Source organism: Phormidesmis sp. 146-33 (assembly GCF_052939515.1).
In genome coordinates, this window is the sequence record NZ_JBJPHU010000003.1 from 1 (window position 1) to 24,995 (window position 24,995).

The 24,995-nt window shown below is 49.4% G+C and carries 21 protein-coding genes; 8 read left to right on the top strand and 13 right to left on the bottom strand.

Going from position 1 to position 24,995, the window contains the following annotated elements:
• The coding region (locus tag ACJ2PR_RS01945) for a sensor histidine kinase (protein ID WP_446875718.1) at positions 1 to 1,158 on the top strand (1,158 nt) is incomplete at its 5' end.
• A gap of 212 nt (positions 1,159 to 1,370) precedes the next feature.
• On the opposite strand, the gene ACJ2PR_RS01950 is transcribed toward ACJ2PR_RS01945, so the two are convergent.
• A complete protein-coding gene (locus ACJ2PR_RS01950) occupies positions 1,371 to 2,777 on the bottom strand; it encodes a tetratricopeptide repeat protein (protein ID WP_446875719.1) in 1,407 nt (468 codons plus the stop codon).
• Between the two features lie 65 nt (positions 2,778 to 2,842).
• Positions 2,843 to 3,082, bottom strand: a complete 240-nt coding sequence (locus tag ACJ2PR_RS01955; protein ID WP_446871743.1) for a hypothetical protein — start codon at positions 3,080 to 3,082, stop codon at positions 2,843 to 2,845.
• A 391-nt stretch (positions 3,083 to 3,473) separates the two neighbouring features.
• Here ACJ2PR_RS01955 and ACJ2PR_RS01960 point away from each other — a divergent pair, with 391 nt between their 5' ends.
• Positions 3,474 to 4,412, top strand: coding sequence for a DMT family transporter (locus tag ACJ2PR_RS01960; protein WP_446875720.1), 939 nt, complete (start codon positions 3,474 to 3,476; stop codon positions 4,410 to 4,412).
• A 165-nt stretch (positions 4,413 to 4,577) separates the two neighbouring features.
• Here ACJ2PR_RS01960 and ACJ2PR_RS01965 read toward each other — a convergent pair whose 3' ends face one another.
• Positions 4,578 to 5,087: a L,D-transpeptidase gene (locus ACJ2PR_RS01965; RefSeq protein WP_446871289.1), complete on the bottom strand. Its 510-nt coding sequence runs from the start codon at positions 5,085 to 5,087 to the stop codon at positions 4,578 to 4,580.
• Between the two features lie 225 nt (positions 5,088 to 5,312).
• Positions 5,313 to 5,906, bottom strand: coding sequence for a hypothetical protein (locus ACJ2PR_RS01970; protein WP_446875721.1), 594 nt, complete (start codon positions 5,904 to 5,906; stop codon positions 5,313 to 5,315).
• A 517-nt stretch (positions 5,907 to 6,423) separates the two neighbouring features.
• Between ACJ2PR_RS01970 and ACJ2PR_RS01975 the strand changes: the two genes are divergently transcribed.
• On the top strand, positions 6,424 to 7,236 hold the full coding sequence (locus tag ACJ2PR_RS01975) for an SGNH/GDSL hydrolase family protein (protein WP_446875722.1): 813 nt from the start codon (positions 6,424 to 6,426) through the stop codon (positions 7,234 to 7,236).
• Positions 7,237 to 7,467: 231 nt separating this feature from the next.
• Here ACJ2PR_RS01975 and ACJ2PR_RS01980 read toward each other — a convergent pair whose 3' ends face one another.
• The 6 genes from ACJ2PR_RS01980 to ACJ2PR_RS02005 form a co-directional block, all read right to left on the bottom strand.
• Positions 7,468 to 7,689, bottom strand: a complete 222-nt coding sequence (locus ACJ2PR_RS01980; RefSeq protein WP_446871287.1) for a chlorophyll a/b-binding protein — start codon at positions 7,687 to 7,689, stop codon at positions 7,468 to 7,470.
• Positions 7,690 to 7,878: 189 nt separating this feature from the next.
• Entirely contained in the window at positions 7,879 to 8,685 is an 807-nt protein-coding gene (locus tag ACJ2PR_RS01985) for an ABC transporter ATP-binding protein (protein ID WP_446859054.1), read from the bottom strand.
• A gap of 232 nt (positions 8,686 to 8,917) precedes the next feature.
• On the bottom strand, positions 8,918 to 10,168 hold the full coding sequence (locus tag ACJ2PR_RS01990; RefSeq protein WP_446875723.1) for an FtsX-like permease family protein: 1,251 nt from the start codon (positions 10,166 to 10,168) through the stop codon (positions 8,918 to 8,920).
• Positions 10,169 to 10,356: 188 nt separating this feature from the next.
• A complete protein-coding gene (locus tag ACJ2PR_RS01995) occupies positions 10,357 to 11,757 on the bottom strand; it encodes an amidohydrolase family protein (RefSeq protein WP_446859056.1) in 1,401 nt (466 codons plus the stop codon).
• Between the two features lie 45 nt (positions 11,758 to 11,802).
• The gene (locus ACJ2PR_RS02000; protein ID WP_446875724.1) at positions 11,803 to 12,120 is read right to left on the bottom strand and encodes an Mpo1-like protein; all 318 of its coding nucleotides are present in this window, start codon (positions 12,118 to 12,120) and stop codon (positions 11,803 to 11,805) included.
• A 521-nt stretch (positions 12,121 to 12,641) separates the two neighbouring features.
• The gene (locus ACJ2PR_RS02005) at positions 12,642 to 15,350 is read right to left on the bottom strand and encodes an HAD-IC family P-type ATPase (RefSeq protein WP_446875725.1); all 2,709 of its coding nucleotides are present in this window, start codon (positions 15,348 to 15,350) and stop codon (positions 12,642 to 12,644) included.
• A 499-nt stretch (positions 15,351 to 15,849) separates the two neighbouring features.
• On the opposite strand from ACJ2PR_RS02005, the gene ACJ2PR_RS02010 reads away from it, so the two are divergent.
• A complete protein-coding gene (locus ACJ2PR_RS02010) occupies positions 15,850 to 16,965 on the top strand; it encodes a LuxR C-terminal-related transcriptional regulator (protein WP_446871282.1) in 1,116 nt (371 codons plus the stop codon).
• Between the two features lie 327 nt (positions 16,966 to 17,292).
• Here the strand turns inward: ACJ2PR_RS02010 and ACJ2PR_RS02015 are convergent, their stop codons facing one another.
• Positions 17,293 to 17,454, bottom strand: coding sequence for a hypothetical protein (locus ACJ2PR_RS02015; RefSeq protein WP_446859060.1), 162 nt, complete (start codon positions 17,452 to 17,454; stop codon positions 17,293 to 17,295).
• 315 nt (positions 17,455 to 17,769) lie between these two features.
• Between ACJ2PR_RS02015 and ACJ2PR_RS02020 the strand changes: the two genes are divergently transcribed.
• Together ACJ2PR_RS02020 and ACJ2PR_RS02025 are read left to right on the top strand one after the other, a co-directional pair.
• Positions 17,770 to 18,102 carry a hypothetical protein gene (locus ACJ2PR_RS02020; RefSeq protein ID WP_446875726.1) on the top strand — a complete coding sequence of 111 codons (333 nt, stop codon included), beginning with the start codon at positions 17,770 to 17,772 and terminating at the stop codon, positions 18,100 to 18,102.
• 73 nt (positions 18,103 to 18,175) lie between these two features.
• On the top strand, positions 18,176 to 19,111 hold the full coding sequence (locus ACJ2PR_RS02025; protein ID WP_446875727.1) for a peptidoglycan recognition protein family protein: 936 nt from the start codon (positions 18,176 to 18,178) through the stop codon (positions 19,109 to 19,111).
• A gap of 55 nt (positions 19,112 to 19,166) precedes the next feature.
• Here ACJ2PR_RS02025 and ACJ2PR_RS02030 read toward each other — a convergent pair whose 3' ends face one another.
• Positions 19,167 to 21,860 carry an FG-GAP-like repeat-containing protein gene (locus tag ACJ2PR_RS02030; RefSeq protein ID WP_446875728.1) on the bottom strand — a complete coding sequence of 898 codons (2,694 nt, stop codon included), beginning with the start codon at positions 21,858 to 21,860 and terminating at the stop codon, positions 19,167 to 19,169.
• A gap of 387 nt (positions 21,861 to 22,247) precedes the next feature.
• Between ACJ2PR_RS02030 and ACJ2PR_RS02035 the strand changes: the two genes are divergently transcribed.
• A complete protein-coding gene (locus tag ACJ2PR_RS02035) occupies positions 22,248 to 22,412 on the top strand; it encodes a hypothetical protein (protein WP_446875729.1) in 165 nt (54 codons plus the stop codon).
• A gap of 39 nt (positions 22,413 to 22,451) precedes the next feature.
• On the opposite strand, the gene cobO is transcribed toward ACJ2PR_RS02035, so the two are convergent.
• Complete coding sequence (gene cobO, locus ACJ2PR_RS02040) at positions 22,452 to 23,087, bottom strand: cob(I)yrinic acid a,c-diamide adenosyltransferase (protein WP_446875730.1); 636 nt, start codon at positions 23,085 to 23,087, stop codon at positions 22,452 to 22,454.
• 618 nt (positions 23,088 to 23,705) lie between these two features.
• On the opposite strand from cobO, the gene ACJ2PR_RS02045 reads away from it, so the two are divergent.
• The gene (locus tag ACJ2PR_RS02045; protein WP_446875731.1) at positions 23,706 to 24,899 is read left to right on the top strand and encodes a homospermidine biosynthesis protein; all 1,194 of its coding nucleotides are present in this window, start codon (positions 23,706 to 23,708) and stop codon (positions 24,897 to 24,899) included.
• Positions 24,900 to 24,995 lie beyond the last annotated feature (96 nt).

Sequence of the window (24,995 nt, forward strand, 5' to 3'; positions counted from 1 at the left end):
CCTCATCCCTCATCCCTCATCCCTCATCCCTCATCCCTCATCCCTCATCCCTCCCGTATGGCAAAACTCGGACTACGAGCCAGACTGTTTCTTTCACATACGATCGTCATGTTTGTGGGACTGTTCACCCTACTGGCGATCGGCAAGTTTTACTCGCCCTGGCTGTTTGTGCTGCATCTAGAAAAGTTGCAAGAACGGGGGTTGGATGTTCGCTATTTTCGGCGGCAGCTTGTCGATGGGTTTGATTCGGCGTGGAGTCGGGGAGCGTTTTGGTCAGTGATTGTCGGCGGGACGACAGCCGGAGGATTGAGCTATCTCGTTTCAAAACGTATTGTCAAACCGCTGATCCAGATGGAACACATCACCCGTCGATTTGCATCCGGCAATTTAGAAGAACGAGTGCCCCCCCATGAAATTCCAGAGTTAAATCGGCTGGCAGAAAGCTTTAACTACATGGCAGAAGAGTTGAAGGGAGTCGAACAACGCCGTCGTGATTTGGTGGGTGACCTGACCCACGAGTTGAGAACGCCGCTCACCGTTCTGGAAGGCTACCTTGAAGGGCTGGCAGACGGCACGATCGACGCTTCCCCGGACATCTATCAACGCCTCGCCAAAGAAACCACTCGTCTCAATCGGCTCGTCAACGACCTACAAGAACTGTCTAAAGCTGAGGCAGGCTACCTCCCTATCCACGCAAAACCGCTGTATCTGCGTCCTTTGATGGCGGCACTCGTCCTGAGATTTTCTGACCAACTGTTAGAAGGGGGCACGATCTTACGATTGGATTGTCCGACCAATTTACCGATGGCGATCGCCGACCCCGAACGAGTCGAACAAATTCTCATCAACCTGATTGGCAATGCGTTGCGCTATACGCCCGATGGCAGGGTTACTCTGCGGGCCTGGAGTCAGTCAGACAAAATTTGGATTGCGGTCGTCGATACCGGGCAAGGCATTTCAGCCGAAGATTTGCCCCATGTGTTTGAGCGATTTTGGCGATCGGATCGATCCCGCGATCGCTCATCTGGCGGCACTGGGATTGGGTTAGCCATCTCTCGCCGCTTAGTTGAATTGCAAAAAGGCACTATCACCGCCGACAGCGAATTAGGTAAAGGGAGTACGTTTCGATTTTCGCTGCCGATCGCGCGTGAAATGTAGATTCTTGGACGTTAGACCGATTCTTTGTGCAGCTTCACAGAGACGTGAATTCGATGGGAGTTTTTCGCTTCGGTCTTCAGCGCTTCTGCCCCCCAACCCCCCAATCTGGGGGACTATTAGATACTATTCTTCGTTCAAAGTCCCTCACTCGTGGGAGATTTAGGGGGCTGCCCGGATTTGTAACGGCAGCGAAGGATTTCATCGAATTCACGTCAGAGAGAGTTGGTATTAGACGCAGATGCGGAACTGAGGGAAAGGAGTGTTTGAAATCGGGAGTCTTGGCGCAGACTGTCCAGGTTACGATCGCCCCTGGCAACCTCTCGATAGCGAGGCGCTAAACTAATGGCTCGTCTTAGATGCTCTAGTGCCCAATCCGAATTATTTTGCAAGGCGTAACAGCAAGCCTCTTGATAAAACGCGATCGGGTCGTTGGGGACGATTCCTAATGCTTTGTCGTAGCTGATGATCGCCTCAGTGTAGTGACCTGCGTGTTGGAGCGCCAGCCCCAGAGAAAGCCATCCTTGCTGATTGTAAGGTTCTAGCATCAAGGCGCGAATGTAGCTGCCGATCGCTTCTTCATATTGTCTCACGCTGTCCAACAGGTTGCCGCGATATTGCCAGATTTTGGCGTGGTTGGATTGGAGCATCAAGGCCCGATCGAGACTTTTGAGGGCTACTTCAATTTGATCGAGTTGCCAGAACGCCAATCCGCGCATGACCCAGGCTTTAACGTTTTGAGGATGGGCGACAACGGCTCGATCAAAGCACTCAGTCGCAGTTTGCAATAGCCCCAGTCTTCTCAGCACAATGCCCAGGTTACACAGCAAATAAGGGTCGTCAGGCTGAAGCTTGAGTGCTCGTTCAAAGCTCGATCGCGATTCTTCTAACCGACCCAGCGATCCCAAAACAACGCCTCGCATTCCCCACGTATGAGGATGATCAAGTTTGGCGCTGATGGCGGTCTCAAGGCTTTCCAGGGCATCAGAGAAGCGTTCTAATTTCCACAGACTGTAGGCGCGAATATTCCAGAGTTTGATCGCTTGCGGGTTGAGGTGCAGTGCCCAATCGATGCTCTCGATCGCCTGCCGATGCGCGCCAAGCTGACCCAAAATTCGACCTCGATGCCCCCATGCTTTGGGAAACTCTGGCTGAAGGGCGATCGCTTGCTCTAAACTGGCAAGTGCCTCCTGGGGACGGTTGAGCAAAGCTAGAATTTTGCCGCGCTGATACCAAAATTTTGGGCGGTCGGGGGCGAGTTCGATCGCTTTGTTAAAGTGAGTGAGAGCAGATTCGTAGCGTCCCAGTTTGACTAGCGCACGTCCGCAGTTGTATCGGGCTTTGGGGTCGTCAGATTTGAGCGTAAAAGTTTGTTCGTAGCTGGCGATCGCAGCTTCATAGCGCCCCAACTTGCCCAACACATACCCTCGGTAGTTCCAGGTGCGCGATTTATCTGAATGGGTTACCAACGCTTTGTCAAGGCAGTCGATCGCGGCTTCATGCCAGCCCAACTCGCTCAAAACAATGCCTTTGGAATACCATCCTCCCGACTCCATTGAGTCAATGTCTAACGGAACTGTGTCTGAGACACTGGCGCGATTTTTACAGCTTAAATTGACCAAAGTACACCTCCAAATGCTCGGCACTCAACCATCACTAAGGGATGATTCAACACCGAAGTCTCTATTTACGTTGAAGGTGATGCAACCTGATTGAAAAGCTTACTCCATGACTCTGACAAGACCCATTCCCAGAGGGTCAACCGTCTGACTTGACTTTGCTCTGTTTGACTCAGTGGTATTTCTGACAAAACTGCTCGCCGCAGGTAATTTTGATCAGCACTGGTGATGTATCCGGTGGATAAGATGCGATCGATGACCTGCCCAAGGGTAGGGGAGGAGGCAGATTGATCGTCAACCGTCATCATACGAAAATCGTTAGGAGGGCAATCCGAACTGATTCTGTGATGGATATCAACCAGAGTAGCGAGGTGTCAGGTCAGTCATAAAGCGGTGAGCTGGCAACCCTGACCTATTTGAGGGTGGCTACGTGGAGATAGAACTTTTTTAACTCGACTTAAGTGATTTTGCGTATATCGCTCGGCGATCGTCAACTTCGTTCACAAAGTTTTTACTTAGTTGAAAAATTTCTACTGTTCTGCCTCACACTCACTTTATGAAAATTCCGAAAAAGTGTGCTTTGAGACGGCTTCAAGTTTTTTTGAGCAAGTCCTAACCAAGTCCTGACATTAGGTATAGAGCGGGCTTAAGAAATGCAAGGTATGGTACTGAAGGGAAAAACTGCTACTAAACTTTCTAATGCCCCTTCATCACAGTTCAGGACGCTGGCAACTTGGTTTAGGGCTATCGCTGACGACGACACTTCTTTGGGGTGTTTTGCCCATCGCGCTCACGATCGCCCTTCAGTCGTTGGATGCTTACACGCTTACGTGGTTTCGCTTTGTCGTTTCCTTTAGCTTGTTGGCGATTTATCTAACGGCGGCTCGTCGGTTGCCAAATCTACGAAGTCTACCCGTTCAGGTGTGGAAATTATTGGCGATCGCGACTGGATTCCTCGCGCTCAATTATCTGCTATTTTTGCAGGGCTTAATCCGAACTTCACCAGCGACGGGAGGCGTTTTTAATCAGCTTTCTTCAACGTTGATGGGGCTGGGCGCTCTGGTGATTTTTAAGGAACGATACACCCTTTTGCAATGGCTGGGATTGACGGTTCTTTGTGCAGGAATGGCACTGTTTTTTCAGGAGCAGTTGCGGGTTTTGGTGAGTCAAGTCGATCGCTATATCCTGGGCGGTGGGCTGCTAGTAATCGCTTCAATCTTGTGGGCTATCTATGCGCTGGCCCAAAAACAGCTATTACAGCGACTTCCCTCTTCAGCAATCATGCTGGTGATTTATGGAGGTTCGGCATTGTTGTTTACACCGATCGCAGTTCCTCAAAAAATTCTGACCCTCACTGCGTTCCAGTGGGCGATTCTTTTGTTTTGCAGTCTCAACACGTTAGTTGCTTACGGGGCATTCGCAGAAGCATTAGAGCATCTAGATGCGTCACGAGTCAGCGCTGTAATTTCCTTAACGCCGATCGTAACGATCGTCTCGGTCTTCACCTTATCGCTGCTGTTTCCAGGGCTAAAATTTCCTCATCAACTTAGCGTTCTTGCTGTCATTGGTGCCATATTTGTGGTTGTGGGATCAATGACGATCGCAGTTTCGAAAACGCAGCGTTCCTCAGCTGATTAACGTGAATTTAAGAAAACGCTTTACTTCGATTACAAGTAGAGATTTTATCGAATTTAGATCAACCCAAGAACTTTCAACTGGAAATCTTACTTCAAGTCTCGTAAAGTGAGAGCTTAGGGCAGAACTACCAAATATCGCGAAAAACTGGAGTAACTCCACAACTGACTAATTGACCACAGATACAGGCGTACCCAAACCTACTTGATAGTACAAATCTTCCACATCGCGGGCGTACATCCGAATGCAGCCATGAGACGCAGCCTTGCCCACGGATTTTGTGTCAGGCGTTCCGTGAAAGCCAATCCAGTTGGTGCCATCTGTCCAAAAGCCAATCCAATAATTTCCTAAAGGATTGTTTGGGTCACCCGTTGGCACCACTTTGCCATTCATCGGATTAATCCAAGTCGGATTCTGCATCATCTGCTTGACTTGAAACTGACCCGTCGGAGTCTCCCAACCCTCACGCCCAATCGCGATCGGGTAAGTTTTGAGCCGCTTTTTGCCCGAATAAACGCCCACCTCACGCCGATTTAGAGAAATTACCAGACGAATGGGTTCGTTTGCCGTCTCAGCGGGTGCTTCAGACTTTTGAGGGCTGGGAGTCGAGATAGGTTGTGAAGGCGGCGGTACACTTTCAGAATTGACTCTTGGCTGACATGAAACCGCAGTTTGCAAAAGGCAACTCAGTGCGAGTAATCGAAGCGACTCCCTGCAAGTAACTCGAAGAGATCGCTGCCACAAAAATTTTCCCATCTTCTTCCCAAAGAGATCAGAATTAGCTTTTCAAAAAATTCTACTCCACCCTGAGAATGCAGAATGATGAATCTGATCATTATCTTTTGTTCACCATTCTGCAAAATCGACGGCTGTTAACACGACCGGAAGCGATCGCTTAACTTCCTACCAGAGGGCCCGAACGCCACCTGACGCGCTTCCATTTGTGGTACTTGGAGTGGTTGAGGTGCCCGTGTTAGGCGTGGTGTCAGTCGAACCGTCCGTGCTGGGGGTTGTCGTCGTATCCGTTGTCCCGCCAGGAGTGATGGTGCTATCGGGCGTTGTGGTGGTGCCTGCTCCAGGAGTTGTTGTGTCCGTAGTGCCTGTACCAGGAGTCGTTGTGTCTGTGGTGCCTGTGCCAGGAGTTGTTGTGTCCGTGGTGCCTGTACCAGGAGTCGTTGTGTCTGTGGTGCCTGTACCAGGAGTCGTTGTATCCGTAGTGCCTGTACCAGGAGTCGTTGTATCCGTCCCACTTGTGCCACCTGGAGTCGCACTACCTGGAGTTGCACTACCTGGGGTTGCACTACCCGGAGTCGCACTGCCCGGAGTTGCGCTGCCTGGGGTCGCTTGAGATTGGAGGAGTTGAGACTGACCGACTTGACTTTGAGCGGCCCCGTTATTGGAAGGTTGGCGCAAAGCAAACGACGGCAAACTCAGTAGAGCGCTGACACCAGCAACTCCGATAATGCCAGCAAGAATCTGAGTATTTTTTGAATTCATAGCTATCTCCTCAACAGTAGTGATGGTAGGCAGGTAAAGCGGTTCTCAAATCTATCAGCTTGCAGATTTGTCTAGAATACCTTGGGGTGAATCAACCTCAAAACCGCTCTAGACAAGGGGGTGAATGATTGAAAGGGCTTAATAGATCGTTACAGTAGCGTCTCTGTTTGCCGCCCTTGGAGACTAACGCCGTTTGTTTTGAAAGAGCATCTACCAAAAGTTAGGGATCATCCAATCAGCCAACGTGTAGGTTGACAGGGGTGAACCTGAAAGTCTGTTGGCCTTTGCGCTTCGGAAATCGGGACTAGAGGAGGCGGGTTTACCGACGCACGATCGCGCTTCAGTCCGTTAGCCTAAGTAAAGTGATATTACAGAACGCTGGATCGATCCTCAATTCTGTATTCATCCAAAATTTTTCCAAGTCTGCTGCCCCAATTTGCGATCGCGTGTGAAAAAACTGATCTTCGCGGCGGGACTTTCGTTCCTAGCTTTCATCATGGTGTTTGCAACAACTTCAATGCACAAGTCTTCTGACAAAATCAATCAACTGTATGTGTTTGGCGACAGCCTCTCTGACGTGGGGGTAGTGTTTCGGGCGACAGGGGGGCAATATCCGCCCAATCCTCCCTATTTTGAAGGGCGCTACTCAAATGGTCAGGTCTGGGTCGAGCACCTCGCCGCTCAATTGGCGCTGACTCCCGATCGCAATACCAATTTTGCCTGCGGTGGAGCAACCACAGGAACCAGCAGTCTCAACGGCATTCCAGGACTGGGAGGACAAATTCAAAACTTTGTCAAAGCCAACCAAAAATTAGATCCAACCGGGCTGTATGTGGTTTGGGCAGGCGCAAACGATTATCTCTATGGGGCAACCAACCCAACGATCGTGCTAGAAAATCTGTCTCAAGCGATTACAGCGATCGCCAACAAGGGGGCAAAGAAAATTCTGATAGCCAATTTACCTGACTTGGGGCAGCTTCCAGCGACGCGCAACAATGCGAATTCTGGGGCTTTGAGTGCGCTTACTAAAACCCACAATTCAGGTTTGTCTGACAGGTTAAACCAATTGAGTCAAAAATTGCAGCCTGATACGACGCTGATTCAAATGGATGCTTACGCGCTGTACCGGGAGGCGATCGAGAATCCAGCTAAGTTTGGTTTTACAAATGTCACGAGTGCTTGTTTAGACGGTTCTTGTCTTCAGCCCGATCGGTTTCTCTTTTGGGATGGCATTCACCCGACCACCGCGGCCCATCGTGTCTTGGCAGAAAGAGCCACTTCTGCGCTAAAAACCAAACTCTCATTCAATCTTCCTTCTGGGAAGATCTAGTAAACAAGAGATTACGTCGATAATGATTTTGTTCACGATCCTTGGGCTTACGATCGTTCCATTTCAAAGGATTTGTGGACAAAAACAATCCCACAATAATAGGGGGCGTATCTGTTGTACACGTCCCCCTAAAACCAGCTATGCGTTTTGAAATCTATAAAGTCATAACCAGCCCAGGAATAAATCTGCCACTTTCAGAAAAAATTACCCTGGCGTGCAGCGTTCTCAATACTACTTGGCGGTGTAGCTGACAAAGTGCAACACATCACGCAGGACGCTGTAGCCAGCTAAGTCCCACAGCAGATATGCGAGAAAACCAATCATTGCAAACCGACCGTTCCAGATTTCTGCTTGAGGATTAAAGCCAAACAGGAAAGCGTTGCGATCGACACCGTTGTACTCAGTTGCGACAGGGGGCAAATCAGTGGTGGCGCGGGTTTCTTTGCTTTGCATTTTTTTAGTCCTTTAACAACAACTCGTTATATTTCTTATAGTATGGGTCAAGCTTGGTTTTGCTCTCCCTCTATGGGGTCAATTTAGGAGTCGTTCTAAAGGAAGACCGTTGAATGGATCGTCTGAGTGGAGCAATTGTTTTCTACAAGTTTTTCTACAAGTAAGGACGATCGTGCTGCCCCATCCCGTCTATCTTGCTTGCAAAACGCCATCTTCTAGGTAGGCTACGCTGTCAGCTACATCAATGATGCGGGGATCGTGGGTGACGATTAGAACAGTCCGGCTTTTTTCTTTAGCCAGGTTGCGAAGTAAGTCAATCACCGCATGACCGTTGTGAGAATCGAGGGCGGCAGTTGGTTCGTCGGCCATGATTAGTTGAGGATTTCCCGCTAGGGCGCGGGCGATCGCGACTCGTTGTTTTTGCCCTCCTGAGAGATCTTGAGGGTGTTGTTTGGCTTTATCGACGAGACCAACCTGTTCGAGCAGATCCAGCGCTTGCTTACGGGCTGTGGCTCCCCGGATTCCCTTGAGCTTGAGGGCGACTTCTATGTTTTCTAAAGCAGTCAAAGCGGGAAACAAGTTGAAGCCCTGAAAAATAAAACCAATGTTTTCGAGGCGAAATTGGGCCAGCTTGGCGCTAGACAGACGAGTGATTTCTTCTCCCAACAGACGTACACTGCCCTGAGTCGGTGTGAGAATGCCAGCCAAAATTGAAAGAAGCGTCGTTTTACCAGACCCAGACGGCCCCATCAAAAGTTGGACATCGCCAAATTTTACATCCAGATCCACACCCTTGAGTGCCTGAAACTGCTCCCTCCCTGATCGGTAGACCATTTCTACGCCCCGTGCCGCGATCGCCGTACAGGCTTCTGAAGAAATTGCGTCACAGCTTCCGGGCGAAACCGTCGTCACCTCAATCTTGCCTTTGCGGGGTGTGAGGGTAGAGGTTGCCTGACTCCCGGCACGTTGCAGTAGATCAATTTGGGTAGCAGTCATTCTTTAAAAAGTTTGATAGGTGATCGGTTAGACGGCGGTATGTGGGGAGTCGTTGGGAAGCGCTGGTCTTAGAGTAAGTTCATCGTAGGTTGACTCAAATCCAGATGAGGATCAAAATCAACCTTATGATCTAGTCTACAGATTGCGCCCAGATTTCCTTTGGGGTAACAATTGAACTTCAAGATTGAACCCAGTAACTTTGATAAATATTACGGATCATTACAATCCATTATCACGCCTTGAAGACGATCGCTGGGTCAACACGGGTCACTTTTTGAACTGCAAACAGGGCCGACCCGACACACATGACGATCGTGAGGACAAAAACGCCCCCGGCAGTCGCTGGAGTGATGAGAATCATAATGCCTTTCGCGGCTTGCGTCCAAGCGCCCAGTCCGAGACAGAGTGCCATACTGGGCAGATACCCCAAAACCGCCATCCACAGCGCTTGTTCGAGAATGACGCTGTAGATTACCCAATTTGACGCGCCCATTGCTTTGAGTGTTCCAAACTCGCGCAGGTGGTCGGAGACGGAGGAGTAGAGGATCTGACCAACAATCACCATGCCGACAATAAAGCCAACCGTCGCCCCTAGTCCGAGAATAAATCCGACACCCGTGCGTTCTGTCCAATATTCGCGAGTTTGGCTGGCGATTTCGGCTTGGGTGTAGACGCGCGTGTTGGGTAAGGTGGCTTCGAGGCGTTGTCTTAGCTGAGATAAGTCTTCGCCCGATTTGGCTCGAATCAGGACATAAGAGATGGGGTCAGCCACGTTGAGGTTTCTGGGGGTGGGTGGCGTGACAGGCGCGGCATTGAGGGGCACATTCTCAAAAGCGTTGGTGCAGGCGAGACTGCCTTCGGGATCGCGGGTGCAGTTGACTGAAGTGTTGAGTCCCGCAGTGGAGTAAGCGTTGGCGTTTTCTAATGAAGTGAAGATAAACACGCTGGACGCATTTGACTGCGTATTTGATGACATGCCCACCAATCGAGCCGGAAGTGACCCTATCTTACCTTGATCTCCTAGCTTCTGAAGTCCGGCATTTCGCAAACTGCCCTGATCGACCATAACGGTGTAGGGCTGGTTGAGATCCTTCAGATTGCCCTGGGAGACGTTCCATCCCGCAAACAGACGACTATTGGGATTAAAGCCAAAAATTCTAATGGGGGTGATTTGCCCTGCACTGTTGCGCCAGATGCTAGAGCGAATCATCAGCGCCTCTGCCCGATCGACCCCCGGAACTTTTTGCGCCCGTACCACTTGCTCGGCCACGATCGCAGAAGTTAGTTCCAGATGCACCATTTCTTTGGAGGCGACCCACAGATCAGCGCTGGAGTGATCAATCAAGAGAGCGGTTGAGCGAGTAAAGCCTTTGAGAACACCAAGTTGAATCGTCACCAGACTCACCGCGAACATAATGCCCGCCTGGGCAACCATGAATCGAGGAATGTCTTCAAAGAGATTTTTGCGAGCGATCGAAGCCATAGGGAGAGGGATGAGGGATGAGGGAGGAGGGATGAAGGGCAAGGGGGTTTCCTTCTTCCTGCATCTCTCTCTAGTTTATTCAGGACGAAGGATGTATTTTCTGCGTTCCTGATCACAAGACGCAAGATCTCAGCCTTTTTCATCTCTCCTCGCGAACGCGGGGCAAAGCCCTCCCTCCTCCTTCATCCCTAACTTGCCGTTACCAGGGCTGCACTCGTGAGGTTTTCGGGGAGAGACTGACGCAGGCGATCGCCATATAGATCCAGCGCGTTACCAGAGAAGAGCAGGGCGAGGTGATCGCGATCGTACTCGGCAGTTTCAGCCACTGACTTGACGCAATCTTTGAGAACGCCATCCCAGTGACCGTAGTCGCCAGAGAAGCAGGCCAGGTGTTTGCCGACTTCACCCATCGCGGCAGGAAGATAGGCGGGCGCGGGATCGTCAGACTCAAAGGAGGTAAAGATCTGTCCGCGTGAGAAGTATTCCAGCGGGTCGCGGTGGCGCAAATCGTAGTGTTCGTAGAGGCTGGAGTCGGTGATCTTGGTGGGATCGTGCTGCTTGTTCCACATCAGGTCAAACAGGTTTTTGGCCTGACTGATGATGTTGCTGTTGTTGTGAACCCCGCGCTCCTGAATCATCAGTTTGGTGAATTCCATCAGCGAAGGGCGATAGGGTTGGGTGGGGTCAAAGTCCCGAATCCGCTTTTCCCAATGCTCGTGGAAGGAGTGAGCCAGATCCGGGAGCCAGCCACAGCCGCCTTCAAGGAAGCCTACTCTCAAAGTCGGAAAGCGCTCAAAGGCTCCGTCAAAAACCATTCTGGCTAACGCTAACTGCTGCTGGTTACGCTGCACGAAAACGTGGCTCAACACAAACGTATCGGTGTGGTCAGAAATGCCGCCGACCATGTAGGAACCCGGCCCGCCATGAATACTCAGCGCGATATCGAGGTCAACCGCCGCTTGCAGAATCGGGGCAAAGTCAGGGTGACTCATTGTTTTACAAGTGCGGATCTCTGGGAAAGCATCCGGCGCTTTGGGATGCGGGATCGCCAGATTAGGGGGCACCATCACGCCGACCATGCCCAATTCATTGACGCAACGGTGCATTTCTTTGACCGATTCGGCTACGTCTTGAATGGGAAGAACGCCGATCGGCTTCAGTCGTCCACCATATCCGCGACAGTCTTCAGCCATGTAGTTGTTGTAGGCACGACAGAGGGCGATCGCCATATCCTTATCGAGATAGCTGCCAAAGCTGAGATTCCACGTTCCAAAGATCACATGAATGTCAACGCCTTCTTCGTCCATGTGTTGGATGCGCGTCTGATTGAACATTGCGCCAAGGGTCGTTTCGGGATGGAGATTGCGAAAGCCGCCTTTCCCTAATCCTTGAGGTTGGGGAAACAGCCGAACGAGATCATTTTCTCCGGTTGCAGGATTAAAGTCTACGACGCGCATTCTTTGGTCGCCCAGATTATCAACAATTAAGCCAACACGATCGCGATATTCTGGCTCAATATAATCCCGAATCACGAGGGGATTTTCTAGCTTGTGGGCATCAGCATCAATGACCAGTAAACCTTCGTACATTAGAGTCTCCGTGGCGTGAATATTTTAGCGGATAGCTGTTAGCTTTTAGGCTGAAACTTTGTGGCGAAAATGTTGCCAGAGTTGACGAATTCCGAACCAATGCTCGGCTGACCAGGAAAGAGAAGCCAAAATCGTAATGCCGGGATATTTGACAAAAGCGGGTTCATTTTTCTCAAAAAAAGCGTGTCCACCGAGGGCAAATACCTGAGTCAACACGAGACAGAAAACGGTAACTCGCCAGTCGTAAAACAGATAGATCACAGCGGCGATCGCCAGAACATTGGTCAGATGATGGAGCGCCTGATTGATCGGATTTTGATGAGATTGAATGAAGTGCGCTTTTGCATCTTGGAAGTAGCTCAAGGTGCCTCCTCCCCGTTGTCTTATGGGTTCTTGGAACGATATCACGGAGTTTTTGGAGAGGACAGAGAGCGATCGAAATTCTTCGGAATTGGGTGCGATCGCCTGGATTTGTGAGGTATCAGTTTTGATTTCTCAATATTTCCTCAATTTAATACTCAAAACTTTACCTGAGAGACGCACAATTCTCCAAACGTTTCAATTATCTAGTGGGGACTGATCCAGAAACGAAATGAGGAATGTTGGACGCTCAAAATCAATTGATGCCATCCTTGGCGTTGCTGATTGGAGGGATGAATCTGTTGGGAAGTGTCAATCTTTCCGCCCCCTAAATCCCCCAAAAATGGGGGACTTTGAGCATTGGGGTTCCCTCCGCTCTGGGGCAATTCATCCCCTGATTCAGCAACGCCCCATCCTTCATCCCTCCTCGCGAAGCGGAACAAAGTTCTCCCTTCTCGCGCAGCGGATTACCCCCAAAGGGGGAACAGATCATCGAAGTTCTCCCTCATCCCTTTAATTGGCCTTTAATTGGGTGGATCAAATCGATTGACATAGTAGGCGATCGCAATCATCGGCAAACTGGCTCCAAAACAAACCAGCCACTGATCCAAAGACATCGGAGCCGTCTTGAAAATTTGATTGATAAAGGTAGAGTTGCTAAAGATAATTTGCAGAATAATCGCTAGACCAATCCCAACCGCAAGCGCTGGGGCACCACTAACTTTTTCTTTAGCACCGCTCCATTTAGCCAGCAGAGAAGGGATTAGTTGACTAATACTTAAGAGGTAAAAGATGCGCCCCATGACTAATGCTTGAATCGCCATTGTCCGAGCAAGTTCGATACTGCCCCAGGGAGCCTGACGTACCCATTCAAAGATGCCAAAGATCAGCGTCCAATTGTAGAGCGACACGGCGAGAATGCGCTTAATCCGATTGGTGGTGAGAAAGGGTTCGTTAACGGGGCGGGGTGCCTGTTTCATCACGCCGGCCGACTTTGGCTCAAAGGAGAGAGGCACCGTCATCGTGATTGAGTTGAGCATATTAAGCCAGAGGATTTGTAGCGACAAAATGGGCAATTCGCGACCCAACAATGTGCTGATCAAAATGGTCATCGACTCGCCCCCATTGACCGGAAGAATGAAGCAAATAGCTTTGATCAGGTTTTTGTAGACCGATCGCCCTTCCTCGACGGCCGCCGCGATCGACGCAAAGTTATCGTCTGTAAGCAGCATATCCGCCGCTTCTTTAGAGACTTCGGTGCCGCTGCCCATCGCGATTCCAATGTCGGCTTGTTTGAGAGCGGGTGCATCGTTGACTCCATCTCCCGTCATTGCCACCACTTCGCCTCTAGACTGCAACGCCTCTACCAATCGCAGCTTTTGTTCTGGAGCGACTCGCGCAAAGACGACCCCTTCTTCGACGGCGTTGGCCAACTCTGACGGATTCATCTCAGCTAGAGCAGCCCCGGTAAACGCCTTAACTTTGCGATCTTTGCGAAAGCCCATACGACGAGCGATCGCGGTTGCCGTCCCGATATGATCCCCGGTGATCATCTTCACCTGAATTCCGGCAGACTGGCAGGCGTGAACGGCGGCGATCGCTTCTGGTCGAGGCGGATCGATCATGCCTTGCAGTCCCAAAAAGACCAGCCCGGTTTCGAGGTCAGAATGGTCAACGGTGGTTTGGCGATCGCTCACTTGTTTCTTAGCGAAGGCCAGCACCCGCAATCCTTGTTTTGCCATCGCGTCTACTTGCTGCTCGATCAGGGTGCGATCGAGGTCAACGGTCTGTCCTTCTGCATTGAGCGCCACTTGACAGCGCGACAGCATCGACTCAACAGAGCCTTTGACATAGAGCAAATTTTCGCCTTTACCCTGATGTAGCGTAGCCATGTATTGAAACTGAGACTCAAAAGGAATGGAATCGAGACGAGGGAGCGATCGCAGCAAATTTGCTTGATCCAATCCTGCTTTGCTCCCCGATGTCAAGAGCGCCCCCTCAGTCGGATCGCCCACCACCATCCAGCGAGCCGCCTCATGTTCTAGGTGAGAATCATTACACACGACCCCCGCGACCAGACATTCCTGCAAGACGGGTGGAATTTGAGGCAGCGATCGCTCTTCTAGCAAAATTTCGCCATCAGGACTATAACCGCCGCCTGTGACTGTATAAGACTCGCCGCCCACATAGATTTCCTGCACTGTCATCTGATTTTCGGTCAGCGTCCCCGTTTTGTCAGAACAGATCACCGTCGCGCCGCCCAACGTTTCGACCGCAGGCAATTTGCGAATAATGGCGTGTCGTTTTGCCATGCGAGAAACCCCCACCGCCAGCGTCACCGTGATCACCGCAGGCAACCCTTCAGGAATCGCCCCAACGACTAAAGCAACGGCGGCCTCGATCGCATCACTAAAACTGCGCTGCCCCAGACCAACCGCAAAGGTAAGGGTCGCCATCCCCAACACAAAAAACAACCAGTTTTGGCTAAATTGATTGAACTTGCGCGTCAATGGCGTGGTTAGATCGACTCGCTGTTCTAGGAGTTGGGAAATTTTGCCCGTTTCAGTCTCATTGCCGATCGCCGTGACCAATCCAGTGCCCTGCCCAAACGTGACAAATCCGCCAGCGTAAGCCATGTTGCCGCGTTCTGCGAGGGGCGTTTCGGGTTCTAAAATCGGCGGTTCTCCAGTGTTTTCGGCTTCTTTTTCGATCGCTACCGATTCCCCGGTTAGGGCTGATTCATCGATTTGCAAATCCCGCACTTTGATCAGTCGTAAATCGGCTGGCACCTTATCGCCCGATGTCAACAGCACCAGATCTCCGGGCACCAATTCTTTTGAAGAAATTCTGAGCTTTTTGCCCTCACGAATTACAGTCGCTTCGGTACTCATGGACTCGGCAAGCGCGGCGATCGCTCCTTCGGCCTTGGCTTCTTGCAAAAAACTAATAGTGGCGTTGGTTGTCGTAACTCCCCAAATGACGCTGGCATTTAACCATTCACCAATCAGGGCTTTGATAATACCTGCACCGACCAAAATAATAATTAAAGGCTGATTAAATTGCAGAATAAATTTTAACCAACCTGGCTTTGATTTTTTGCCTGTTAACTCATTTGCACCATGCTTTTTTTGTCGATCTAAAACTTCTTGAATGGTTAATCCTGTTTGTAAATCGCTACCCAAGGTTTGAGTTACCTGAGATGCAGAAAGGTGGTGCCATAGAGGAGATGACACAGAAGAAACTGTTTGAGAGGTCATATTATTTTTGTGAGAAGGAACAACTGCAATGACAGTCAGCTTGTTACAGTGATGGGCTTTGAGAGATTGTTTGATCCTCCCAAGTAGGAGAGGGTTTCAAGGTTCTTTATTCCTCTGGGCAAGTGAGAAGTGCCCCTGCAAGGAGAACTGAAATTGTCAAACAACTCTTGAACTTTGATCACGGGTAATGGGTCGATCACCAAACGCTTTGTTTTGTCGATCGGCTGACTCATCGCTCATAAATTTAAATTAATTCAACTTAATTAAAAATTTGACTTTTGTGTAAAAACACTCACAGCAATTCGTTGGGTTACTCATGTGTGTAGCGTCGATTTCAGCTTAGAATAGAACTCACAAATGTGTATGATCTGACTACACAATAGCAATAAAACAATGGCATAAATTGAGCGAAGTCTATTCTATTAATTAGCGCAGCTAACTGCTGAGTTTGTATCAATAATCAGGAATCTATCGTATGAATCAGCAAAAGTTAATTGACCGATTTAATCGCCTCTCATCTCGACAGCGACAGGTTTTGATCAAGGTTTTGGCTGGGGAAAGCAATCGGGCGATCGCTCAGTCATTACACATTGTAGAAGCGACCGTTAGAAAGCATATTGAGAAAATTTGCGAGGTTTTTGAATTAGCTAACCAAAGCGGAGAAAGATTTTCAAAACGTCCTGATTTGATTGCGCTGTTTGCTCGTTATAAACCTGAATTAGTAATGCAAGTTTCAGACACAGCAACTTCTTCAGAAGAAGAGCCACACACTCAATCAGAGGTTCGATCGAACAATTTGCTACAGTTCCCCTCACTAATTAATTCATTTGAATCGGTCACAAAATCAGTTAAAGAAGGCAAATTTGAAACGATCTACGATCGCGATGTTTTTATTCTGATTGATCAAAGTGGCTCAATGGTGCGAAAAGACGCAGATACCGGAAATCAAACACGCTACAGCTATTTACAAGAGATTATCGAAGGCCACGTATTTGCCATTCTTTCGGCTCAAAACAAACCCTGTCGCAGAACAGCCCAAAAGATTTGCGATCGTATCTCAGTCTACTTTTTTAATCGTAATCAAGCCCCCGCCACTCCAACGATCGTCACTGATGCTGGACAGATTCAAACCCTGTTTACCCAAAATCCACCTCGAAATAATACTGTCATTAGTCCCACACTTCAAACCTGCTTAGACACCTGGGTAGCAGAAGGAAAAAGAAACGATCGAGGTGCTTTTTTTCTCATTTATACGGATGGTTTATTTAATGACGAAACTCAGTTTATTGACTGTATTGCTAAAGCTTGTACTCAGATCGAACACCATAAAATGATCAAAATTTTTGTATTAGGGGTTGGCAAAGATTTGGATATCGAACACTTTTTAGAACTAGATTTTAATACTTACGATCGAATGCCCTTTGACATTTTTGTCTTTGATTTAGTCAACGAGTTAGACGATATTACAGAACTTCTCAAGCGCCAACTCATTGAGCATCCGCACACCGCACTCCCCAACTGGGTCAAACAGCGCTATCCCAACTTTGCCGAACGATTTACCCCACTACACCATCAACAAAACTGTCGGTAGGCAATAGCAAAACCTTGACCTTTTGACCCTGCGATCGCAAAAATTCCTACTGCAATCGTCAATTAAATCAACTCCCCAACCCATCACAAATCAGCACTACCGCAAGCGATCGTCCCAGTAAGCCGCTTGAAGATAAATGCTGGACAACCAAATGGGAGAACCTTTCATATGGCGGGAAGAGGGAGAAAGCTGGACAACTGAACATCAATTGTCTATTGCCCCTGTTTCAGCATCACGCACCAAAAACTTTGCCTGAAGGTTCCCCAAAATTAAGGAGTTGAGGTGCCAATCCACAAAGCAAAAAAACTGAATTCAATTTACGTCACCTTAGCGGATTGAGTGCGATCGCTCCGGCCTCCCAACACTCATCTCATCTCTCACCTCTGCTTCCTTTCTTTCGGCACCCTGCGGAAACAAATAGCGGATTGTTGCAAACCCAGAAGCGACGACGAACCCAACAACGAGAACCGCGACAGGAAAAGGGAACATGGCAGGTTGTAAAAACGTCCAGTGTTATTACTGTATGAGTCTCATTTGACAGCGTTGTGACTGACTCATCTCAAAGCGTTGACAGAAACGGGAAGAACTTAAGACTCTCGATATAGGATTTTGGCCTTTGAACGATGACTATTTGAGTTGTAAGAATTTGGTTGTAAGAATTTGGTTGTAACGAAGTTCTCCCTCCTCGCTCTCCAACAACGATTTAGCGCGTAAGTTCGTTCTTCAGCTAGAGGTTCACGCACTGAAGATGATCTTCTATTTTAATTTAAGCAACAGACCTCAGATTCAGAAACCGCCTCAGAAATGATGGGTAAATTTTTCGCGATCGCCCTTGCTATCCTCTGTATGCTCCCTTTACAAAGCTGCTCTCCGGCACAAGCGCAAGCGGGGTTAGACTCTCGTGTGTCGCGCCTGGAAACTGATTTTTTTGGGCTACAAAGTCGCCTGAGTCAGATTGAGTCTCGCATTCCTCGATCGAGCGTTGCTCCCTCACTTCCTTCAAACCCAGTGCCACAAAGCCGTCCACGGGTTGCTTCTGCTGATCCCCAGTTTGACCGACTCGCCACACTTGTCATCGAACTTAAAGAGCGCGTTACTCAGTTAGAAAAACGACTTGCCAAAATCGATCGACAGTAATAAATTGCTCTCTAAGCATGAGTCATGAAAGGCTCCTTTTGCGATCGCCCCCCTCCGAATGAACCCTACTGGCATGAAAAAACCGTTACAAACTCTCATCATCCTGGCGTTGAGCGTAATTGCGATCGTTCTGGGAGCCTACTCTGGTCATACCGAAGTGGTCGAAGGAATCAAAATTCGCCTTTCTACTCCCCCTGCTCTCAGCCAGCCCTCACAATCCTTTGACGGTTCTACACTTTCTAGTGCCTGTGCCCTCAAACCCATCGCCAAAAAGAACAAATTGACAAAAGTGCCCCCGGCGATTCGAGAACAAATTCCCCTAAGTCGATTTAGACAGGACTCTAGCGCGATCGTTCCCACTAAAGACGACTTGCCCAAAACTCAGCCGATCTACACACCCAGAGAAGTGGTCGCACTGGCACACCCCACCAACTTTGGGCGGCGTTTTTTGCAAGACCTCGCTGGCAACCCCGTTAACCAGGAGCCGATCGTCGTTCTCCACGAAACCGTTGGCTCTGGTCAGGGCACGATCAGCTTTTTTCAAACGCCCCATCCCAACGATAACGATCAGGTCAGCTATCACACCTTAATTAGAGAAGATGGAACCGTGACTTATCTGGTGCCGCCCGATCGTCGCGCCTTTGGAGCCGGAAATTCTGTGTTTGAAAGCGCGATCGGCATTGAGGCAGTCAGAACTAATCCTGACTTTCCGCCCTCTGTGAATAACTTTGCCTATCACATTTCTCTCGTCACCCCTCCCGACGGGCGCGACGATGCGACTCGACACAGTGGCTACACAAGAGCACAATATCAATCTCTAGCGTGGCTCGTCGCCAAAACAGGAGTGCCACAATCCCGAATTACGACTCATCGACTGGTGGATCGATCGCGCCAACGGATAGATCCCCGCAGCTTTGACAGTGAATATTTTCTGCGGCTCCTGAGCGCCTATCCCAAAACTAACGACATCTCAACCCAATGCTCGACCCCCGCCGTCGAAGTAGAGTAGCCACAAAAAAGGGGCACACATTTGCACCCCTGACGACAAATAGAATCAAAACAGCTTAGACACCCAAATCAACCGTGATCGCACTCGATGTCAGATTATTGGTGGGATCTGACTCAGGAATACCATTTGTGTTGACCACCATAATGATGTAGAACTGTTGTGTTCCTGTCAGGTTCCGCCAAACCGTATCCCCTTTAGGTGGTAATGCTAAATTGATTTGAGCAGGAGATAGGTCAGTTCTAGCAGGAATTGCGTTCGGAATCTCATTGAGATCTCGATCGCCGGGGCCAAAAACGTTATCCTCTGAGAGATAGAACTTAGTGAGTATCGTCTCACTGTCAAGAATTGCCTTATTGCCAGCGTTGCCGATCGCATAGGTCGCTGATAGAGTGCTGCTACTTGATGAGGTAATTGGAATCGAGGTCGATGGGGTTACGCTCAAGCTGATGGCTCTGGGATCAGCCGTGATTGTTCTTGTTACATTAACTTCAAACTTGTCCTTGGCGATCGCGACATTAAAGTTATCGGTTTCGCTGGTCTCTGTGAAGGCATTGTCTGGGTCAACGATCACGCCGATGTAATAGTTTTTGTCTACTGTCCAGAAAGTGTCTTCGATATTAGGCAGGGTCACTTGGCTGGTTCGGACTGTGGAGGGGCTGCCTGCTGCGATCGTCTGTTGTACGAGGTCTGTTCCGATCAGGCGATCACTGGCATCAATCACGCTATCTCTGGAGATGACAAAGTTCACCTTGACCCCGCTCACAGAGACAGTTCCACCATTTCTGATGCTGTAGCTGACATTGACCTTTGTTGCGGGATTTGGCGTAGCCGTTGAGGGTTCGTCTAGCGGAATCTGAACCGGAGCCGTAAAGCTTTCACCCAAGAGATTGACGATTTGAGGTGTCCCCAACAGAGTCAAGCTGTAAGCAGTGGAGGTATTTGCAGTCGTATTAACTTTGACAAAGTAGGTGCCGACTCCTAAATCCATTCCTGCTGTGTAAGCAACTAAAGTCGATGGAGTGCCCGCTGCTCCCTGTCTAAATAGTTGCAGTGTTACGCTGCCCGTCGGAGTCATCGTAAAATTCGACTGGGTAGCAATATTGAACTTAAAGAAGTCAGGAGCTGTCGCCGTCACAGTATCTCGATAGACTCCTGGTGTAGCAGGACTGACATTCGTCCCGGTGTTGAGAGTGCCAACATCAAAAGCAGTGGCCTCGGAAGGGCCGCTAATGCTCTGGGGCTTGTTGGTGAGATTGCGCTTGAGAATTCCATCCATTTTCCAATCTAGTGGAACTTTAGAGGGAGCGATCGCAAAGTCAGCAAGGGCTTTTCCTTCGGTCAGTTTTGTACCTGTGGTGTCTATCAGCCACACGCCGACCGTTCCATCTGAGTTGCGCCACAGCATGTCGTCTTTGCCGTCACCGTTAAAGTCAGTAATCGCTTCAATCTTCCAGCTAACCTCATTAGTCAACAAGAAACCAAAACTGGTGAGTTTTTGACCCATGCCCAGATTGCCGTCCAGGTTCCAAATGCCGTTGGTGCCAGACCCTGACGTGACCCCGTTGCGAGTAAAGGAGTCGCGCCAGAATATATCAGTAATTCCGTCGCCATTAAAGTCCCCTGTTTGAGGAGTCCAGGAGGTCAAAGCTGGAGAACTAAACAAGGAGTCAAACGATTGGCGGTCTTTGCCTGTCATGAGCCAAACAACGTTGTCGCCTGTGGAGGTGTTGCGCCAGAGCAGGTCTGCACCTCCGTCTCCAGTCAAGTCAACTGCTGTGGGCACCCATTCGCGAGGAACGCCAGAAAAGTAGCTAAAACTCGTCGGTGTGTCCAAGTTTCTGCCTTTCATGATCCAGATGGCTAACTCTCCAGTTGGGGCGTTTCGCCAGAGGATGTCGTCGTTGCCATTGCCGTCAAAGTCAGCGATTTCAGGTGCCCAAGTTGACCGTGCGGGAAATGCAGGCGTGAGGTTAGCATCGGCAATCTTAATGCCATCCATCAGCCAGACAGCGGTCACTCCGGTGGACTGGTTGTGCCAGAAGATGTCTGACTTGCCGTTTCCATCAAAATCACCGACATAGGATTTCCAGGGTGCATCCAAAAAGAGAGACTGGTTGTTGAATTTGGGCGTTCCAACCTCTAGCACGCTTTTGCCCTGCATTAGCCAGATTTCGAGCGACCCATCCGTTGTGTTTTGCCAAAAGACATCATCTTCTCCATCTCCATTAAAGTCACCAACCGTCGGTCGCCAGTTGCTCGTTTTTTGTGGAGTAAAGCCAACCTCACTGTAATCTTTACCATTCATCAACCACACCCCATTTGTGCCGTCGGCTGCGCGCCATAGGATGCTGCTGGAGTTGAGGCTGGTGTTGGCACCCACTTTAAGTGAGTAGTCAGCAGAGGTCGCCGTCGAATCGGTGGAGTCTAGATCAACTTTGACGTAGTAAGTTCCGGGCTGGACGTTGTTGAGAATGATGGACTCTGAGAGACGTTGGGGATTGCTGGTGCCTGATGGGGTAATTTCACTCGCTTCGTTGGGTGCAGAAAAAGCTCTCAGGCGTGCATTTCCAGTTAATCCGGTTAGCGAAAGACTGATGCTGCTGCTGCCTGTAAGGGTGAATTTAAAGTAGTCGGTCAGGTCTCCCCCCGTAGCGCTACTAAGTGAACCTAATTCTTCTTTGGTGGAAAGGGCGGGCGAGAGAATTTCTTTAGCGGTCTCGAACGAGTTATTACCAAGGATGGGAGGCATAGCGTTACTCTGTTATGAGCTGACAATTTTCGATTGATTCTGGGAGTAGTGTTCCCTACTTACTGAAGTTTTGACTAAAGCTTGTCTGGGAAGCTGGAACCCTTACTAAACAAAGATTTCAGCTTATGCTAGAAAATGCCAGCATGAAGCCGTCAAACTCTTCGCTAGAGAGGATTTGATGACTTTTTAGAAAGCATTAGCCAAAAATTCAGTATTTAAAGATTAGAAGCGAAGTCAAAGCAGCATTTTACACGAATCCGCAACGATTCCTTGTGAGATTCACTGCAACTAAAAGTGATGGTTTTGAATAAAATCTTATACATTGTTCAACGAAGTATCGTCCGCATTACCACCAGAGTCGTCTTTTAGAACGGTCAAGCCACGGTTGTGCCTTACATCGAGAAGAAAAGTTTGCGATCGCTCTTTAAATCCCTCAAACTCGCCGCCCCTGCTGCATTTCACAGTCAAACTCAGTCCTGTGAATTTGAAAATACGCAGGTTGCCTCTAAATATCAAATCCATGCGGCTCAATGTAGCAATTCAGACCTCTGACAAGCCTCAGTTCTATAAACTCTATAAACAGAACAGCAGTTAAAATTCGATTCCAGGCTGGGCCTTGATGCCTTGTTCTCGAAATGGATGTTTGATTAATGTCATTTCTGTAACTAGGTCGGCGCGATCGATCAGGGCCGCAGGGGCACCTCGACCCGTCAGAATGACGTGAGACGCTTCTGGCTTTTCTGCCAATCCTGAGAGCACCGTTTCTACGCCTAGATAGCCCAACTTGAGCGCGATGTTAATTTCGTCAAGCAGTACCAGCCGATAGTCAGGGTTGTGGATGAAGGATAAAGCCGTCTCCCAGGCTTCGGTTGCTTTGAGAATATCGCGATCGCGATCCTGCGTCTCCCAGGTGAACCCTTCTCCCAGGGCGTGAAACTGAAGCTGGTCGCCCCAATGGGCAAAGGCCGCTTTTTCGGCAGGCTCCCAGGCTCCTTTAATAAACTGAACGATTGCCACCTTGTAACCGTGACCGAGCGATCGCAGCACCATTCCTAAAGCCGCCGTGGTTTTGCCTTTGCCGTTGCCTGTATTGACAATGACTAACCCTTTTTCGGCAGCCATATTAGACAGTCGCTGATCCTGCACTTCTTTGCGTCGCTGCATTTTTTGGCGGTGCTTTTCGGAATCCGCGATCGGAGAATTGATGTCGGGCTGAGAGTCAATCATGGACGAGACGCTTTCTAGAAACATTCTAAGTATTGCTCCTAGCCTATCAGGAGACAGTCCGCTCTTGGGTCGCCCTTGAGAAAATCTCAGTATTTCAGATGAGTGACATTCTGGGAAGGAGTGATAGGATAAAATCGTCTGTGTTTACACAAGGTTGCGTAAAAAGCATTGAAACTTTTCTCGTTTACTGGATACCCCTGGAGACCTCTCTGGTATCTGGACATGAAGTTAAAGCGCAAGCGGCAGTGTGATCCAGCTCTCTCGCTGGTTGATCGCTGTGAAGCGCCCAGTATGAACTGACCGATCTGTAACTTAAGGTTCGCACTGCGTTTGTTGTAAAGTCCTATCGCTTTCAACGCCTTCGCGAACTGGATCGGTCAAGTTCTCTTTTAGGAGAATTTTCAAAACTTATTGCCGAAGTGGTTAGCGAGTTCTGGGGCTGTAAGAACTAAGCCGCATTTGACCACAAGAGGCATTGCTGCGTTGATCGCGGTTGCTTTGATTTGCGCTGAGTTTTAAGAAAAAAGCGCATATCCCAGTAGCCTGGCGATTTAACGTGGACTGTTATTCACTGTCTAGCCCTTTCTTTATGCGTTTGATTCTTTCTGGAGTAGAAAAATGTCCAAACTTCTCAGTCACAAAATTGCGCCCTCCCCCATGCCTGCCGAAATCAGCGTAGTAGATCTGATTGACGGCTACTTTACGGCATACAATTCGGCTCGCCTACGAGAAATTTGTCATCTGCTGACGCGCGAAGTCATGCAAGAAGGCGTAACGGTCGGCCTTAGCCTCTCAGGAGCGATGACCCCAGCCGGATTGGGGACTTCTGTGATTGCACCCTTGATGCGAAACGGATTCGTCGATTGGATCATCAGTACCGGAGCCAATCTTTACCACGATATGCACTATGGTTTGGGACTGGATCTCTATGCCAGCAATCCCTTTGTCGATGATGTGAAGCTGCGTCAAGAAGGTCGAATTCGCATTTATGACATCATTTTTGACTACGACGTGCTGTTGGGAACCGATGCGTTTATCCGCCAGATTCTGAAAGCCGAACCGTTTCAAAAACGCATGGGAACAGCAGAATTTCACCATCTGCTAGGCAAGTATGTCTATGAGGTCGAGCGGCAGTTAGGGGTCAAGCATTCCTCTCTGCTGGCGACGGCTTATGAGTGTGGCGTTCCGATTTACACGTCTTCACCGGGTGATAGCTCGATCGGCATGAACATTGCAGCGATGGCCCTCGAAGGTTCCAGACTGATGATCGACCCAATGCTGGATGTCAATGAAACAGCGGCGATCGCTTACTCAGCGCGTGAATCCGGCATCCCTGATGTCGAAGGCAAGAGTGCGGCTCTAATCATTGGTGGCGGCAGTCCCAAAAATTTCCTGCTGCAAACTCAACCTCAGTTACATGAAGTGTTGGGATTGGAAGAGCGGGGACACGACTACTTTATTCAGGTGACGGATGCTCGTCCTGATACGGGTGGATTGTCTGGCGCAACGCCCAACGAAGCCGTAAGCTGGGGCAAAGTTGACCCCGATGAGTTGCCTAATACGATCGTTTGCTATACCGACAGTACGATCGCGTTGCCCATTCTCACCGCCTATGTGACCAATCAATGTGCGCCTCGTCCGCTCAAGCGACTGTACGATCGCCGCGATGAGATCTTGGCAAAACTCAAGGCAGACTACGAAGCTGCGAAGCTGCAACCTGATCACCCTGTCACAGAGCCGATTTCCGTAGCTTCCTCAATGCGTGAACCTGTGGCAACTTATCCCTGTGGCACGCCGATTCGTCGTCACTAGCTAGAACAGTTGAGATCCTGACCTTTTAAAAAATCAGGGATCTGTAAGGGGTGGTTTGCTTCATAAGTGGAGCGATCGTCCCTTTTTTAATCTGAT

Bases quoted from the DNA above. Each gene is read 5' to 3' on its own strand.
- ACJ2PR_RS01955 (WP_446871743.1), bottom strand. From the start codon at position 3,082: ATGATGACGGTTGACGATCAATCTGCCTCCTCCCCTACCCTTGGGCAG.
- ACJ2PR_RS01960 (WP_446875720.1), top strand. From the start codon at position 3,474: ATGCCCCTTCATCACAGTTCAGGACGCTGGCAACTTGGTTTAGGGCTA.
- ACJ2PR_RS01970 (WP_446875721.1), bottom strand. From the start codon at position 5,906: ATGAATTCAAAAAATACTCAGATTCTTGCTGGCATTATCGGAGTTGCT.
- ACJ2PR_RS01975 (WP_446875722.1), top strand. From the start codon at position 6,424: ATGCACAAGTCTTCTGACAAAATCAATCAACTGTATGTGTTTGGCGAC.
- ACJ2PR_RS01980 (WP_446871287.1), bottom strand. From the start codon at position 7,689: ATGCAAAGCAAAGAAACCCGCGCCACCACTGATTTGCCCCCTGTCGCA.
- ACJ2PR_RS01985 (WP_446859054.1), bottom strand. From the start codon at position 8,685: ATGACTGCTACCCAAATTGATCTACTGCAACGTGCCGGGAGTCAGGCA.
- ACJ2PR_RS01990 (WP_446875723.1), bottom strand. From the start codon at position 10,168: ATGGCTTCGATCGCTCGCAAAAATCTCTTTGAAGACATTCCTCGATTC.
- ACJ2PR_RS01995 (WP_446859056.1), bottom strand. From the start codon at position 11,757: ATGTACGAAGGTTTACTGGTCATTGATGCTGATGCCCACAAGCTAGAA.
- ACJ2PR_RS02010 (WP_446871282.1), top strand. From the start codon at position 15,850: ATGAATCAGCAAAAGTTAATTGACCGATTTAATCGCCTCTCATCTCGA.
- ACJ2PR_RS02015 (WP_446859060.1), bottom strand. From the start codon at position 17,454: ATGTTCCCTTTTCCTGTCGCGGTTCTCGTTGTTGGGTTCGTCGTCGCT.
- ACJ2PR_RS02020 (WP_446875726.1), top strand. From the start codon at position 17,770: ATGATGGGTAAATTTTTCGCGATCGCCCTTGCTATCCTCTGTATGCTC.
- ACJ2PR_RS02025 (WP_446875727.1), top strand. From the start codon at position 18,176: ATGAAAAAACCGTTACAAACTCTCATCATCCTGGCGTTGAGCGTAATT.
- ACJ2PR_RS02030 (WP_446875728.1), bottom strand. From the start codon at position 21,860: ATGCCTCCCATCCTTGGTAATAACTCGTTCGAGACCGCTAAAGAAATT.
- cobO (WP_446875730.1), bottom strand. From the start codon at position 23,087: ATGATTGACTCTCAGCCCGACATCAATTCTCCGATCGCGGATTCCGAA.
- ACJ2PR_RS02045 (WP_446875731.1), top strand. From the start codon at position 23,706: ATGTCCAAACTTCTCAGTCACAAAATTGCGCCCTCCCCCATGCCTGCC.